Raw genomic sequence first — 14308 nt, 5'->3', positions numbered from 1 at the left:
CCGTCAAATCAGATGCAAACAAAACTGCAAAATGGATTTCTGAACGTGCAGCCGGTTTTCGGCTTCGTCGTAACAATCGTTTTGTGCCGATGCCAGCACCGCGTCTGTCACCTCGACGTTGCGCCGCAGCGGCAGGCAGTGCAGAAACCGCGCTGAACCGAGTTTTTCCGGTGTCAGTATCCAGTCCCGATAGCGTGCTGGCGGCGGTGCGCCGTAATTCACCAGCGACGCCCAGGACTTGGCATAGACCACATCCTGCCGGGCCAGCACCGACTGGTCATGCACGACCTCGACATCACCGAGACGCTCCATGACCACGTCCGGCAGCGGAAACTCCGGCGGGGCCACGATGGTCAGCCGGCAGCCAAGCTGCGCGGCCACCAGCGCAAACGAGTTCGGCACCGCCGTGGGCAGCGCCTTGATATGTGGCGTCCACGCCAGCGCAACCCGTACGCCTTCCGTCCGCCCGAAACGCTCCCGGATGGTCAGCATGTCGGCCATGGCCTGGCAGGGATGGTACAGCGCCGATTCGAGGTTGATGACCGGAACCGTGGCATACCGCCGGAAGGCCTCGATGACCGGATCGGCCGCGTCCTCTTCGGGCCGCTTCAGGGACGGGAAACAACGGATGGCCAGCACATCGAAGTAGCGCGAAAGCACCTGCGCGGCGTCGGCAATGTGCTCCGGTTTGTCGCCATCCATGATGACGCCTTCCTGGTATTCCAGATTCCAGGTTCCGCGCCCGACCTCGAAGGTGACGGAGTTCCCGCCCAGTTGCGCGATACCGACGGCAAAACTGGCGCGGGTGCGAAGTGAGCTGTCAAAGAACATCAGCGCGACGGTTCGCCCACTCAGGGCTGTTGAACGCTCACCACGGTGCGTCATGGCATGCGTCAAAATGGTTTCGAGTGTGGCGCGGTCATAGTCCCCGGTGTTGATGAAGTGTCTCATGGATTGCACGCAAAAGCGGTCAGACCGAGCGTTTCAGGCAGACCATGCATGAGGTTGAAGCACTGGAGCGCCTGCCCGCCGCCGCCTTTGATGACATTGTCCAGCGCCGCCCAGACGATGGCCGTTTGCCCACGGACGGCCAGCCCAAGGTCACAGTAGTTCGTCCCACCAACCCACTTGATGTTGGGCGGTGTCTCACGCAGGCGGATGAAAGGCGCGTCGGCATAGTGTTCCGCGTAGAGCCGGTGCAGCCCTTCGGGTGAAAGGCTCTGGCGCAACCGGGCATAGACGGTGACGAGAATCCCCCGCACAAACGGGCCGGAGTGCGGCTGGAAGACAAAGTCAACTTCCTGTCCGGTTTTGAGCCGCAGGGCCTGGGCAATTTCGGGCACGTGCCGATGGGTGAACGGCTCGTAGGCAAACAGGGCGTCCGCCCGGAACGGATGGTGCGTCGTGGCCCGTGGGCTGGCCCCCGCTCCCGAAGAGCCAGTGACACCGTTGACAAAAGCCTGTTCCAGCCAACCGGCAGCAACGAGTGGGTACAAAGCCAGAGTGACCGCTGTGGCGAAACAGCCCGGCGCCGCTACGTAGTGCGCCCGACAGAGGTCTGCCCGAAACAGCTCCGGCAGGCCATACACAAAGCGCGAAAGCCACGCCGCTGCCGCATGTGGACGCCCGTAGGTTGCGTCATACACCGACCGGTCACGCAGCCGGAAATCAGCCGAGGCATCCACAATGCGCGCCTCTCCGGCAAGCGCGTCAATGTGCGTCATGGCTTCGCCATTGGGCAGGGACAGAAAGATGACTTCCGCACTCCCGGTTTCGGTTAGCGGAGCAAACACCAGACCCGTTCCCGTCAGGTTGGGATGAACAGCGTCCAAGGGTTTGCCAGCCGCTTCCCGCCCGGTGATGGCAACAACTTCAACCTGTGGGTGCGCCAGCAGGAGGCGAAGCAGTTCTCCGCCAATGTAACCGGAGGCGCCGACGACGGCGACGCGCCGCCGCGCCGCCGATGTGGATGACGATGCAACCATTCGTTATCAGGCCACAGCAACGCCTGTTTCGTAACAGGCGGCTGGCGTCGCCATACGCAGCAGGCTGCCAGTCAAGTCGAGCGTGGCAAAGAGTTTTTCAGGGTACTTCAGGCCGTTGACGGCCGGAATGCCAAGATGCTTTTCCAGGTAATCGGAGCCGGAAATGTTTTCCGTCGCCAGCCCGCTGAAGGCGGCAATCCGCACGCCGAGCGGCTCCAGATAGAGACGCGCGCCATAGGCGCCCATCAGGTCTCCGGCGCAGACGACGACGGCGGCCACCGACGCCATGATGTCCGCATCGGCAATGACCGAATCCACCCGATAGTGCCCGAAGATGCCGTCGCCCAACTCAAAGATGAGCAGATCGCCATCGAGTGCGTTGGCAACGGTTTTGACGATGGGTGCGAGGTCTGCGGCGTCCACTGTCGAGGGCAGCCCGCAGTCAAGGAAACTCTTGACATCCACGGCGCCGGCGGCCTCGAACTTTTTGAGGTCCCGGATGGCTCCGACGCCCGACAGCTTGGCTGCCCCGACGCGATAGCCATGCGCCGTCGCCACCCGGATGAGTTCCGCCGCCGTAACCGTTTTGCCGACGTTCATGCACGTTCCCACCACCAGCACAATCGGACGCCGCCGCAGCAGATGACTCGCCGCCGGCAAGGCGTCACGTTCCAGGTTGACCGTGCCGCGCTCGTCACACAGCGTACCGAGATAACGCACGCGCGTGGCTTCCCCAAGCGCCGTCGTGGCATCGAGAAACCGGCCAATGACCCCACCCACATTGAGGATCGAAAGCTCGTCGCCTTCCGCCAGGGTTTCAGGGACGCAGCCGACGAAGCCACGTAAGGCCTGGCGTGAGCCGAGCACCCCGATGATGCGTTCGCCGACGGTCAGCGGGACCGTCGCCCCATCGATCAGTTCGAGGTTTGGATAGTTCTGGTTGATGGTGAGCACCTCCACAGCCACCACGTCGCCCAGTCGCGGCGTGGATTGCGGCTGGATGGAGACACCTTCGCCAATAAGCACCCGAAGCGTCGAAGAACCTCGTTTCATGGTACGTCCTCCCGGCGCGTGGCGCGCGCCGCAGCAATCTGGTCGGCAATTCGCCCTGGCGACGTGCCTCCGTGGGAAGCGCGTCCGGCAATGGACTGTTCCGGGGTCAAGGTTTCAGGCATGACGCGCAGACCGAGCGTTGCCCATTCATCCGCTGCGACTTGTGAAAAGGCTACTCCGCGCCGCACCAAATTGCCAATCCTGGCGTAGGCCGTCCGAAACGGAACCCCCTGGGAAACCAGTTGCTCAACCAGGTCAGTGGCATACAGCTTTTCATCTGACGCCGCCTGACGCATGACTTCACGGTGAACCGTCATGTGCTGCACGGCCAGCGTACAAACCTTGACCGAAGCCAGCACCGTCGCACTGACCCGCATCACGGGCGGTTTCGTTTCCTGCAAATCCCGGTTGTATCCGGTCGGCAGTCCCTTGAGCGTGGTCAACAGGTTGACCAGCTCGCCAATGCACTGTCCGGCCCGCCCGCGCACCAGCTCCAGGCAATCCGGGTTTTTCTTCTGTGGCATCAGGCTGGAGCCAGTCGTCAGCTCATCCGGCAGGCGGATGAAGTTGAACTCCTGCGAACACCACAGGATGAGCGTCTCGGCAAGCTGCGAGAGATGGACGGCCAGCAGCGCGCTGGCAAACACGAACGCCACCGCGAAATCCCGGTCCGTGACCGCATCGAGCGCATTGCTGAACACACCGTCAGCGCCCAGTTCCTGTGCCGTCCGGTGTGGATCAATGGGAATGGCCGTACCGGCCAGCGCCCCGGCGCCCAGCGGTGAAATCAGCGGTTGCCGCAGCCGCTCCCGGTCGCGCCCCAGTGCCGCATGGTAAGCCAGCAGGACGTGCGCCAGCGAAACCGGCTGCGCCCGCTGAAGATGCGTGTAGCCCGGCAGGACGACATCAGCATAGGCTTCCGCCTTGTCCACCAACGCCGTTGTCAGCTCATCCAGCGCCTTCCGCAACCGGTTCTCGCAGTCGCGTACGTAGAGCCGCAAATCCAGCGCCACCTGATCATTGCGGCTGCGCGCCGTATGCAGCAGGCGGGCATCCTCGCCAACCAGCTCTTCCAGCCGCCGCTCGACGTTCATGTGCACGTCTTCGTAGGCCGGATCGAGCTCAAGACCTTCGGCGCGAATCTGCTCCAGTCCCTGGCGCAGGCGCGCTGCCTGTTCGGCCGTCAGAATGCCGCAGGCTTCAAGCATGGCGACGTGCGCGAGCGAGCCGCGCAGATCGGCATCGAGCAGATGACGGTCTTCCTCCACCGAAGCGACGAAGCGGGCGATCTCCTCCTGCATCGGCGCAGTAAAAGCCGCCCGCAGCGCCTGGGCGTTGGATACGTCAGCACTCATCGGCGGTTATCCTCACTCATCCCGGACAGATTGTTTGGCAAACAGGTGCTGGTAGGTCGTCACCTCCAGCCCGAAGAGCGCCACCGTCAGCAGGGCAAACGCAGCATGGGTCAACAGGTTGATGCGCGCTGGTGGCAACGTTCCAAACACCACAATCAATGCCGTCGTTATGGCGAGCATAAATCCAAGCGTCGCCAGCACTTCTTCCCAGAAAAGCGACTGGTGACGGGTTTTTCCCACAGCAGACCGGGCAGAAACAGCAAACGGAAACAACGGCATTGGCGGCACCTCCATCAAGAACATTTCCAGTAGAGACCTTCGCCACACCTGAAAGGTGCGCGATACGATGGGGGCGATGCGTAAACTCGGCGTTTCAGCAACGCATCGCGCTCGTAAACCTTCAGCCCGCACTGTCTTCGGAAGACAGGCGAGCCTGCTGCCGCAAACGTAAGGAATGGATGGCGATGAAGCCTCCGGCGTCGGCCGGTGCAACCTGCGGGCGCGTCTCGAAACTCACCGCCTCGGCATTATAGAGACCAACCGGCGACTTCCGACCGACAACATAGGCCGCGCCCTTGTAGAGCTTTAAACGCGCCGTTCCGGTTACGTTCCGTTGAGTGTGCGTCAGGGTCGCCCGCAACAACTCCATTTCAGGTGAAAACCAGAAGCCGTTATAGACCAGTTCGGCAAATTTCAGACCCAGCGTTTCCTTGAAATGGGCCACTTCGCGGTCGAGCGTCAGCGACTCCACCGCCCGGTGTGCCTGCATCAGCAGCGTCGCACCCGGCGTTTCATAGACGCCGCGTGACTTCAGCCCGATGAAGCGGTTTTCAACGATGTCCACGCGCCCAATCCCATGACGCGCTCCCAGCGCGTTGGCGCGCTCCAGCAGCCGGAAGGGTGACAGCGCCTCGCCGTCAATGGCCACGGGCCGTCCGCGCTCGAAGGCAATCTCAACAAAAGCCGGTTCATCGGGAGCTTTTTCGGGATCGGTCGTCCACTGAAACATCCCCTCCGGCGGCGCCTGCCAAGGGTCTTCCAGTACACCGCCTTCATAGCTGATGTGCATGGCGTTGGCATCGGTCGAGTAGGGCTTTTCGGCTGTGACCGGCGTCGGAATGCCATGCCGTCCGGCATAGGCCAGCAGGTCGCGCCGCCCCACAAACGACCAGGTGCGCCAGGGCGCAATGATGCCCAGCTCCGGCGCCAGGGCAGCGACGGTCAACTCAAAGCGTACCTGATCGTTGCCCTTGCCCGTTGCTCCGTGGGCAATCGCGTCACAGCCGGTCGCCCGCGCCGCCGCGACGAGTGCTTTGGCAATGACCGGCCGGGCCAGCGCCGTCCCCAGCAGGTAGGAGCCTTCATACACGGCATGCGCCGCCAGCGCCGGAAACACGTAGTCGCGCACGAACTCTTCCCTGACATCCGCCACAACGACCTCATCCGCCCCGGTTGCCAGCGCCTTTTCCCGCACTGCAGCCAGGTCTTCGTTCTGCCCGACATCGGCCACGAACGCCACCACCGGCACGCCGTAGGTTTCCTTCAGCCACGCCAGAATGACGCTCGTATCGAGGCCGCCGCTGTAGGACAGGGCTATTTTTTTCATTTCGCGGATTTCCCTCCCTTTTTTCGCTCGCGCTTGTTTCCATTGTGCGGCCCGCTGTCCAGACCGGCAATCGCCACAATCCGCTCGACCACCCGCCGCGCCTTGCCCGCCGTTTTGACGACGACCAGCACCGTATTGTCGCCGGCCACCGTGCCGACGACCTCCGGGAACGCCAGCCGGTCGAGCGCCTCGGCCACCGGATGGGCATTGGCGGCGTCGGTGTGCACCACAACCAGATTTCCCGCGTCCGCGACGCGCCGCACCAGCCGCGACAACAAAAACGCCTCGTTTGAGCTGGGCAGACTGCCCGCCAGCCGCCCGTAGTAGCTGCCACTGGCATCCGTCAGTCGCACGATTCCCAGTTCCTTGATGTCGCGCGAGATGGTGCCCTGGTCACAGGTGATGCCGTACCGGGCAGCCAGCGCCGCACACAGTTCCGCCTGGGTGCTGAGTCGCTCTTGGTGAATGACCTCCAGCAACGCCTGCTGACGCGCGGATTTGTCCATTGCAGCCCGCCGGGTCCCCCTTCTTCTGTCGCTTTGGCCGGCAAACGCTTCCGGCTTGCGGAACGAACGGCGGATATTACGCATATTTATGCACCTGTCAAGCATAGATATGCAAAAAACCGCCTCTTGTTCCGGCAGTCATCAGGGTTCGTCCAGGCCCCGGTCATCGGTCAGCTTCACCCCCAGCCGTTCAGCCATGCGGTACAGCGTCCGGCGATCAACGCCGAGCACTTCGGCAGCGCGCGTACGGTGGCCGCTGACGGCTTCGAGCACATAGGTCAGGTAACGCCGCTCCAGTTCATCCAGCGTCGGCAGGTCGGCAAAGGGGTTCGGGTCGCTCCCGGCCGGAGATGTGTCCGGGACGGACGGCTTCACGGGTTGCAGTTTGAGCGGCAAATCTTCCGGGCGGATAACGTCATCGCGGGCGTGGAGCGCCGCGTACTCAATCACGGACTGGAGTTCACGGACGTTGCCGGGAAAGTCGTAGGCCGCCAGAACGGTGAGCGTTGCCGGTTCAAACCACAGGTGGCGTCCCACGGTCTGTGCCACCTGGCGCAGAAAGGCCTCGGCCAGTAGCGGCAAATCGTCACGCCGCTGGCGCAGGGGCGGCACGTGCAGCGTGACCGTACTGAGCCGGTAGTACAGGTCTTCCCGGAAGCGTCCGGCGGCGACTTCGGCTTCGAGGGCGCGGTTGGTGGCGGCAATGACCCGGACATCCACCTGCTGCGGCCGCGCCGCCCCCAGGCGGCGGACTTCCCCTTCCTGCAAGGCCCGGAGCAGCTTGACCTGCATCGGCAGCGGAAGGTCGCCGATTTCGTCCAGAAAAAGCGTTCCGTGATGGGCTTCCTCCCACAGTCCCCGGCGGTCGGCCACGGCGCTGGTGAACGCCCCACGGACATGCCCGAACAGTTCGGCTTCAAGCAGCGGTTCCGGCAAAGCGCCGCAGTTGACCGGGATGAAGGGGCCGCCTGACCGTGGGCTATGCCGGTGAATGGCCCGGGCGACGAGTTCCTTCCCCGTGCCGGACTCCCCCAGCACCAGCACCGTCGAGCGCGTGGGTGCCACCCGCGCAATTTCTTTGTACAGCGCCACCATGGCTGCCGAGCGCCCGACCAGGCCGGACGCATCGGCCAGGCCTACGGCCGGCGCAGCCGCCGGTGCTTCCCCCTTCCGGGCTTCGTCCTTCCGGGCAAGGGCCGATTGGACGGCCGCCACGACCTCATCCACCTTGAACGGCTTGGAAATGAAATCCCACGCGCCGTCGCGCAACGCAGCCACGGCGGCATCGAGGGTGCCGAACCCGGTGATGAGAATGACCGGGCAGTGGGCACGGAAGTCAGTGAGCAGGTCGAGTCCCGTGGCCTCGGCTTCCAGGTTGATGTCGCTGATGACCAGGTCAAAAGCCTGCCGGGCAAAGCACAGGCGGGCGGCTTCCGGTGTGGTGGCCGTGGAGACCTGCCAGCCGCGCGCCGTGAAGATTTCACGCAGCAGCTCACACGAAGCGGCGTCGTCATCCACCACGAGAATATGTCTGGTCATGGGCGTGGCTCCGTCGCCGGCGGGAAGGTAAGCCGGACGGTCGTTCCCTGCTCCGGCTGGCTCATCACCGTCATGTCTCCGCCATGTTCGCGGACGATCTGCCGGGCCACCACGAGGCCCAGTCCGGTTCCGCTCCCACGCGGTTTGGTCGTGAAGAAAGGTTCAAAAATGCGTGTCCGTACGCTTTCGGGCATGCCCTGTCCGGTGTCACGCGCCTCGATGACGAAGTGTTCCACGCCCGTTCCGGTTTCCCACCGGGCGCTGGTCACGGTGAGCTGCCCACCGGAAGGCATGGCGTCCATGGCGTTGTTGAACAGGTTGATGAAGACCTGCTGGAGCTGATCCACCGTGCCGCGCACGGGCAGCGGCGTCGGGCTGAGCTGTGTCACCAGATGGATGTGGCGCAGGGTCAGGGCCGGCTGGATCAGCTCGAACGTCCGGCGCAGGACAGCGTTCAGGTCAAGCAACTGGTGTTCGCTGGTGTCGGCCCGGGTTCGGTCGAGCATCGTCCGTACGATGCGCTCAATGCGCTCGATTTGCAGGCTGATGGTTTCGAGTCGGGCCTGGGCCCTGGGATTGCCGTTGAGGTCAGCGCCGAGAAGCTGCACGTGTCCGCTGATGAGGTTGAGCGGTGTGCCCACCTCGTGGGCCAACTGGGCTGCCGTCTGTCCAGCCGCCGCCAGACGCTCCATGTCGGTCAGGCGACGGGTCATTTCCCACAGTTCGCGGTTGAGCGTTTCAAGTTGGGTATTGCGTTCAGAAAGCTCGGCCGTGGCTTCGGCCACACGGGCTTCCAGTTCCTGGCGCTGCTGCTCGCGTTCGTCGGTCATGGCGCGGACCTGCGCCAGCATCCGGTTGTAGCCGTCGGCGAGCCGTCCCAGTTCATCCTGGGTGCGGACTTCCACCGTGGCGGAAAGATCACCTTCCTGCACGCGCTGCATGGCGGCCAGCAGGCGCTCGATGGGCGCATAGACCGTCCGGCGGAAGAGCCAGTTCATCGCCAGGGTGATGGCCAGCACGCAGCCCAGAGCGAACCACAGGGCAAGGGTGCGGTAACGGGTCAGTACGGCTGTGGCGAGACCAATTCGCTCGATGTATTCCACTGCGCCTTCGGGCCGACCGGCCCGTTTGATGGGCACGCATATCCAGTAGGCATCTCCGCCGCTGCCGTTCAGACGCAGTTGAGTGGGCAGGTTCGTCATGACCGGCGTCCGCAGCGCATTGGCGATGGCAGCCGGGTCCGGCGGCGGCAGGTCGTCTTCGACCAGGGCCGTGACGACCTGGTAGCTTTTCCCCGACCGCTCCCAGACCCGGATACCCAGGGCGTCGGGCCGCGCCTGCTTGGACAGCGCCACAAGGCGGTTGAGACCGGTCTGTTCGTTGGGCAGGCGCGCAATCTGCTCGGCGAGCGTGACAGCGTGGAGTTTGACCCACACCCGTTGTTCATCGCGGAGCAGCCGTGCCAGTTCACGGTTCGACAGCCACACAAAAGCGCCCAGGACGGCAATCGTGAGCGCCGAGGCCAACAACGTTGTCCGGGTATGCAGTTTCAAGGCCATAGCCGAAACGGACCCCACCTCCGGGACTGACCAGGTTCGGCAACCGACGCCGCCGGGTCACGGATGTATCTGCCGGCGGGCAAGCATAGGGCACTGTCGGGTTGTTGCGGAATTGACGGGCAGCCCTGACCGTCACAAGTTCCCTACAACTTCAACCTTGCCTTCTGGCACAGTATCGTGGCGCAGCCGCCTGTCCGGCGGCCTTGTGCAACCTGGTGGAGTTTCGAGGAGCCTTCATGTCACAACACATGGCTTGTCCGACCGTCGGCATCGTTGGTCTGGGCTACGTTGGGCTGCCGCTGGCCGTACAGTTTCTGCGCAGCGGCTGCCGGGTCATCGGCTTTGACATTGACCAGCACAAGGTCACAGCCCTCAATGCCGGGCGGAGTTATATCAGAAACGTCCCGGCAGCCGTGATTGCCGAAGCCGTGGCGACCGGGCAGTTCCAGGCGACGGCTGATGTGGCCCGGCTTGCCGACGTGGAAGCGATCCTGATCTGCGTTCCCACGCCGCTGACGGCGCACCGTGAGCCGGACCTGTCCTTCATCATTCAGACGGCTGAAGCCGTTGCCCCGCATCTGCGGGCCGGGCAACTCGTCAGTCTGGAATCCACGACCTATCCTGGAACGACCGAAGAAGAACTCGTGCCCCGGCTCGAACGGGGGTCAGGATTGCGCGCCGGACGTGACTTTCATGTGGTCTATTCGCCGGAGCGTGAAGACCCCGGCAATCCCGACTTCGGGACGCGCAACATTCCCAAGGTCATTGGCGGCCTGACCTCCGACTGCCTGGCGGCCGGCATCCGGCTGTACCGCCACGCGGTGCAAACCATGGTGCCGGTTTCTTCGACGCGCGTGGCCGAGGCCACGAAACTCGTCGAAAACATCTTCCGCTGCGTCAACATCGCCATGGTCAACGAACTCAAAATGGTCTTCGACGCCATGGGCATTGATGTGTGGGAAGTTCTGGACGCCGCCAAAACCAAGCCGTTTGGCTTCATGAAGTTCGAGCCGGGGCCGGGCCTTGGCGGGCACTGCATCCCCATTGACCCGTTTTACCTGACGTGGAAGGCACGGGAGTTTGGCGTGCAGACCAAGTTTGTGGAGCTGGCCGGCGACATCAACACCAGCATGCCGCGCTATGTGGTGACACGCCTGCTGGAGGCCCTGTCGGATTGCGGCCGCGCGCTGCGCGGAGCCAACATCCTGCTGCTGGGGCTGGCCTACAAAAAAAACGTGGACGACCCACGCGAGTCCCCGACCTTTGCCATCTGGGACCTGCTGCGCGCCCGGCAGGCGAACGTACAGTTTCATGACCCGTACATCCCGGTCGCCCCGGCCATGCGGGAATATCCGGCCTATGCCGGCACGCCATCGGTTCCGTTGACCGAAGCGGTTTTGGCGCACAGTGACGCCGTGGTGATTTGTACGGCGCACGACGGGCTGGATTACGGTTTTGTCGTCCGGCATGCCCGGCTTGTCGTGGACACCCGCAATGCCTGCGCCGGGCTGCCGGCCGAGTTGTTGCATAAGGTGGTCAAGGCCTGAAACCAAAGGATGTCACTGTAAGCCTGACCACACCTTGACTGTAGCTACTCGCCGGAAGGGGTTTCCGTCCCAGCGTTCTCAAGCGCCGACCTCAAGCGCCGACCGGCCGGGCTAGCTTTCAGCCGGCTTCAGTCTGCTGTGCCGGATGCCATAGTTGAAGTAGATGACATAGCCGGCAGCCATCCAGATGACGAGCCGCAGCCAGGTGTCGAGGGGCAGGGCGGCCATCATGCCAAAGCACACCAGAATCCCTAGCGCCGGCACGACCGGCACGAAAGGCGTCCTGAAGGGCCGCTCCCGCTCCGGCTGCGTGTAGCGCAGCACGATGATCCCGGCGCACACCAGAATGAAGGCGAACAGCGTGCCAATGCTGGTCATCTCACCCACGACGCGCGCCGGCACAAAGGCGGCAAAGAGGCTGACGAAAACGGCAAACAGCGCGTTGGACTTCCACGGCGTACGGAAGTACGGGTGCACTTCCGAAAAAATCTTCGGCAGCAGCCCGTCGTAGGACATCGAGAAAAAGACCCGCGACTGTCCCAGCAACATCACCAGGATGACCGAGGCGTAGCCGGCGAGAATGGCGAGGATGATGCCCTGGTTGAGCCACTTGTAGGGCGTATGGGCAATGGCCGTCGCCACCGGTGCAATTCCCTCGACGCCCTTGAACTCCGAGTAGTGCGCCAGCCCGGTCATCACGTGCGCAAACAGGATGTAGAGCACGGTACAGATACCGAGCGAGCCGAGAATGCCAATCGGCATGTCGCGCTGTGGGTTACGGGCTTCCTGGGCGGCCGTCGAAACGGCATCGAAACCGATGTAGGCAAAGAAGATGATTCCGGCGGCGCGGATGATGCCGCTCCAGCCGAAGCTGCCGAACTCACCCGTGTTGGGTGGGATGTAGGGTTCATAGTTTTTCGGCTCGATGAAGGCCCAGCCCAGCCCGATGAACGCCAGCACGACGCCGACCTTGAGCGCCACGATGAGGTTGTTGACCAGGGCGGATTCCTGAGTTCCCTTGATGAGAATGAGCGACATGGCCACGACGATGAACACCGCCGGCAGGTTGACGACGCCGGTGATGGTCGTGCCGTTGGCCGTGGTGATGGAATCAAAGGGCGACATAGTGAGTTGGGGTGGCAGCGCCACGTTGTAGTACTCCAGGAACTTCACCAGATAGCGTGACCAGCTTATAGAGACGGTGGCCGCGCCGACGGCATATTCCAGCACGAGGTCCCAGCCAATCGTCCAGGCGATGAGTTCGCCCATGGTGGCGTACGAGTAGGTGTAGGCGCTTCCGGCAACCGGAATCATCGCAGCAAACTCGGCATAGCAGAGGCCGGCAAAAAGACAGCCGACAGCGGCGATGATGAAGGAAATGGTGACGGCCGGCCCGGCGTTGTTGCCTGCTGCGAGGCCGGTGATGGAAAACAGTCCGGCACCGATGATAGCGCCGATGCCCAGGGTAATCAGGTTGAAGGGTCCAAGGGTTCGTTTGAGCGAGCTGTGTTCTGGTGATGACTGGGCTTGCAGTTCATCAATGGATTTGACGACGAAGAGCTGATTTGCCACGCTGCACTCCTCTATCAGTTCGGTTGAAATGTTCAGGTCAAGCAGCCGACACAGACGCCCGTGGACAGTGGTACGGTTCCCTCTGTGGCTGGTTCTGGGCTGACGTTGCCGGTAAGCGGCAACATAGCGCGAACGGCACCTGGTTGCAAAAACTTGGTTTGTATGCATCAGCTACAAGCAGACGCCCCCTCTCGCACATCACCGTCCGGACGGTCCTGGCTGAGCGCCATCGGGCTGGTGGCGGGGTTGTTTTTGCTCAACCAGGCGTTCGTCCATGGGGTAGGCGGCTATGGGTTGTCGGAGTACTACCTGCGGGTTCTGACGCTGGTGGGCATTTCCATCATCCTGGCCGTGAGCCTGACGCTGGTCAACGGCTGCGCCGGACAGTTTTCCATCGGGCATGCGGGTTTCATGGCGATTGGCGCGTACGCGGCCGGCGCGGTGACACACTTTGGCGGGGGGCCGTTCGTGGCCCTGCTGGAGGGGCTGCCGGGGTGGCCGGTTCACGCGGTACGGCTGCTGGTGTCCCTGATGGTGGGGGCTTTTGCCAGTGGACTGGCGGGGTGGTTGGTCGGGCTGCCGACGCTGCGCCTGCGGGGCGACTATCTGGCGATCGTGACGCTGGGGTTTGGGGAAATCATCCGGGTTGTGCTGTTGAACATCGAGCCGACTGGCGGTGCGCTGGGTTTTACGAACATTGCCCAGGGGCCGGATGTACCGGGGCAGTTACCGGATCAGCGGTTTGCCCTGTTTCTCGAAGACACGATGTTTTTCTGGGTCTCGCTGGCGGCCGTGTTGACGACGCTCGCCGTGGGACGCCTGGCCTATTCCAGTTTCGGGCGCAGTCTGGCGGCGCTGCGTGAAAACGAAATTGCGGCGGCGGCGATGGGCATTGACACGACGCAGGCCAAAACGACGGCCTTTGTCATCAGCGCGGCGCTGACGGGCATTGCGGGAGGGTTATATGCGCACTATGACAACTATCTGAATCCGGGTTCGTTTACCTTTCTGCGTTCGGTTGAGATGGTGACGATGATTGTTCTGGGCGGGCTGGGGAGCATTTCCGGGGCGATTGTCGGCGCGGCGACACTGACGGTTTTGCCTGAAGCCCTGCGTGATCTGACACGCATCCTGCCGCCGGCAGTGATTGAGGTGGCGCCATTTCTGGCGAATCTGCCTGACTATCGGATGGTGTTGTATTCACTGCTTCTGATTGGGCTGATGATCGTACGTCCGCAGGGTTTGTTTGGGCGGCGCGAATGGGCGTGGCTGGCGCGGTCGTTCCGGTAGGGGGGGGGTAGCGAAGTTTCACTGGAAGCTTCAAAGATTGAAGGTCATCATTGACAGCGGGCGAGGGAAAACGTAAGGTCGCACGTTGCTGACAAGCTTCCGGTGCAACGCTGGTACTTGGAACATTGGAACAAGGGTGGCATCGGGATGGCGCAGTGGCCGGGCAGCCGGTCAGTGCACGTGACAGATCAGGTATATGGCTAGGTAGCTCAGTTGGTAGAGCAACGGACTGAAAATCCGTGTGTCGGGGGTTCGATTCCCTCCCTAGCCACCAATAAAATCAACAGTTTACGGAG

At 62.9% G+C, this 14308-nt stretch carries 12 protein-coding genes and 1 tRNA gene; 3 read left to right on the top strand and 10 right to left on the bottom strand.

Translation table 11 applies throughout. The features are described from left to right. Window positions 1-3: 3 nt before the first annotated feature. From J8C05_RS11500 to J8C05_RS11460, 9 genes are all read right to left on the bottom strand, one after another. Window positions 4-951, bottom strand: a complete 948-nt coding sequence (locus tag J8C05_RS11500; protein ID WP_211423685.1) for an N-acetylornithine carbamoyltransferase — start codon at window positions 949-951, stop codon at window positions 4-6. After that, window positions 948-1985 (bottom strand): N-acetyl-gamma-glutamyl-phosphate reductase, encoded by a 1038-nt coding sequence (gene argC, locus J8C05_RS11495; RefSeq protein WP_211423684.1) that lies wholly within the window; start codon window positions 1983-1985, stop codon window positions 948-950. Before argC ends, J8C05_RS11500 begins: the two co-directional genes overlap by 4 nt. Before the next feature lie 6 nt (window positions 1986-1991). Beyond that, the gene (locus J8C05_RS11490) at window positions 1992-3038 is read right to left on the bottom strand and encodes a hypothetical protein (RefSeq protein WP_211423683.1); all 1047 of its coding nucleotides are present in this window, start codon (window positions 3036-3038) and stop codon (window positions 1992-1994) included. Beyond that, window positions 3035-4393 (bottom strand): argininosuccinate lyase, encoded by a 1359-nt coding sequence (argH, locus tag J8C05_RS11485; RefSeq protein ID WP_211423682.1) that lies wholly within the window; start codon window positions 4391-4393, stop codon window positions 3035-3037. The genes J8C05_RS11490 and argH overlap by 4 nt, the downstream gene beginning before the upstream one ends. A gap of 12 nt (window positions 4394-4405) precedes the next feature. Next, a complete protein-coding gene (locus tag J8C05_RS11480) occupies window positions 4406-4672 on the bottom strand; it encodes a hypothetical protein (RefSeq protein ID WP_211423681.1) in 267 nt (88 codons plus the stop codon). A 121-nt stretch (window positions 4673-4793) separates the two neighbouring features. Continuing rightward, a complete protein-coding gene (locus tag J8C05_RS11475; protein WP_211423680.1) occupies window positions 4794-5999 on the bottom strand; it encodes an argininosuccinate synthase in 1206 nt (401 codons plus the stop codon). After that, window positions 5996-6505 carry an arginine repressor gene (locus J8C05_RS11470; protein ID WP_211423679.1) on the bottom strand — a complete coding sequence of 170 codons (510 nt, stop codon included), beginning with the start codon at window positions 6503-6505 and terminating at the stop codon, window positions 5996-5998. The genes J8C05_RS11475 and J8C05_RS11470 overlap by 4 nt, the downstream gene beginning before the upstream one ends. 141 nt (window positions 6506-6646) lie before the next feature. Beyond that, window positions 6647-8044 (bottom strand): sigma-54-dependent transcriptional regulator, encoded by a 1398-nt coding sequence (locus J8C05_RS11465; protein ID WP_211423678.1) that lies wholly within the window; start codon window positions 8042-8044, stop codon window positions 6647-6649. Beyond that, a complete protein-coding gene (locus tag J8C05_RS11460; protein WP_211423677.1) occupies window positions 8041-9603 on the bottom strand; it encodes a sensor histidine kinase in 1563 nt (520 codons plus the stop codon). Before J8C05_RS11460 ends, J8C05_RS11465 begins: the two co-directional genes overlap by 4 nt. Before the next feature lie 236 nt (window positions 9604-9839). Between J8C05_RS11460 and J8C05_RS11455 the strand changes: the two genes are divergently transcribed. Further along, on the top strand, window positions 9840-11150 hold the full coding sequence (locus J8C05_RS11455; RefSeq protein WP_211423676.1) for a nucleotide sugar dehydrogenase: 1311 nt from the start codon (window positions 9840-9842) through the stop codon (window positions 11148-11150). A 111-nt stretch (window positions 11151-11261) separates the two neighbouring features. On the opposite strand, the gene J8C05_RS11450 is transcribed toward J8C05_RS11455, so the two are convergent. Further along, entirely contained in the window at window positions 11262-12722 is a 1461-nt protein-coding gene (locus tag J8C05_RS11450) for an amino acid permease (protein ID WP_211423675.1), read from the bottom strand. Between the two features lie 162 nt (window positions 12723-12884). Here J8C05_RS11450 and J8C05_RS11445 point away from each other — a divergent pair, with 162 nt between their 5' ends. Continuing rightward, the gene (locus J8C05_RS11445) at window positions 12885-14012 is read left to right on the top strand and encodes a branched-chain amino acid ABC transporter permease (RefSeq protein WP_211423674.1); all 1128 of its coding nucleotides are present in this window, start codon (window positions 12885-12887) and stop codon (window positions 14010-14012) included. Window positions 14013-14210: 198 nt separating this feature from the next. Beyond that, window positions 14211-14286 (top strand) — tRNA-Phe (locus J8C05_RS11440). Window positions 14287-14308 lie beyond the last annotated feature (22 nt).

Source organism: Chloracidobacterium sp. N (assembly GCF_018304765.1).
In the GTDB taxonomy this organism is placed as follows: domain Bacteria; phylum Acidobacteriota; class Blastocatellia; order Chloracidobacteriales; family Chloracidobacteriaceae; genus Chloracidobacterium; species Chloracidobacterium aggregatum.
This window is presented reverse-complemented; position numbering and strand designations above follow the sequence as displayed.

Bases quoted from the DNA above. Each gene is read 5' to 3' on its own strand.
- J8C05_RS11500 (WP_211423685.1), bottom strand. From the start codon at position 951: ATGAGACACTTCATCAACACCGGGGACTATGACCGCGCCACACTCGAA.
- argC (WP_211423684.1), bottom strand. From the start codon at position 1,985: ATGGTTGCATCGTCATCCACATCGGCGGCGCGGCGGCGCGTCGCCGTC.
- J8C05_RS11490 (WP_211423683.1), bottom strand. From the start codon at position 3,038: ATGAAACGAGGTTCTTCGACGCTTCGGGTGCTTATTGGCGAAGGTGTC.
- argH (WP_211423682.1), bottom strand. From the start codon at position 4,393: ATGAGTGCTGACGTATCCAACGCCCAGGCGCTGCGGGCGGCTTTTACT.
- J8C05_RS11480 (WP_211423681.1), bottom strand. From the start codon at position 4,672: ATGCCGTTGTTTCCGTTTGCTGTTTCTGCCCGGTCTGCTGTGGGAAAA.
- J8C05_RS11475 (WP_211423680.1), bottom strand. From the start codon at position 5,999: ATGAAAAAAATAGCCCTGTCCTACAGCGGCGGCCTCGATACGAGCGTC.
- J8C05_RS11470 (WP_211423679.1), bottom strand. From the start codon at position 6,505: ATGGACAAATCCGCGCGTCAGCAGGCGTTGCTGGAGGTCATTCACCAA.
- J8C05_RS11465 (WP_211423678.1), bottom strand. From the start codon at position 8,044: ATGACCAGACATATTCTCGTGGTGGATGACGACGCCGCTTCGTGTGAG.
- J8C05_RS11460 (WP_211423677.1), bottom strand. From the start codon at position 9,603: ATGGCCTTGAAACTGCATACCCGGACAACGTTGTTGGCCTCGGCGCTC.
- J8C05_RS11455 (WP_211423676.1), top strand. From the start codon at position 9,840: ATGTCACAACACATGGCTTGTCCGACCGTCGGCATCGTTGGTCTGGGC.
- J8C05_RS11445 (WP_211423674.1), top strand. From the start codon at position 12,885: ATGCATCAGCTACAAGCAGACGCCCCCTCTCGCACATCACCGTCCGGA.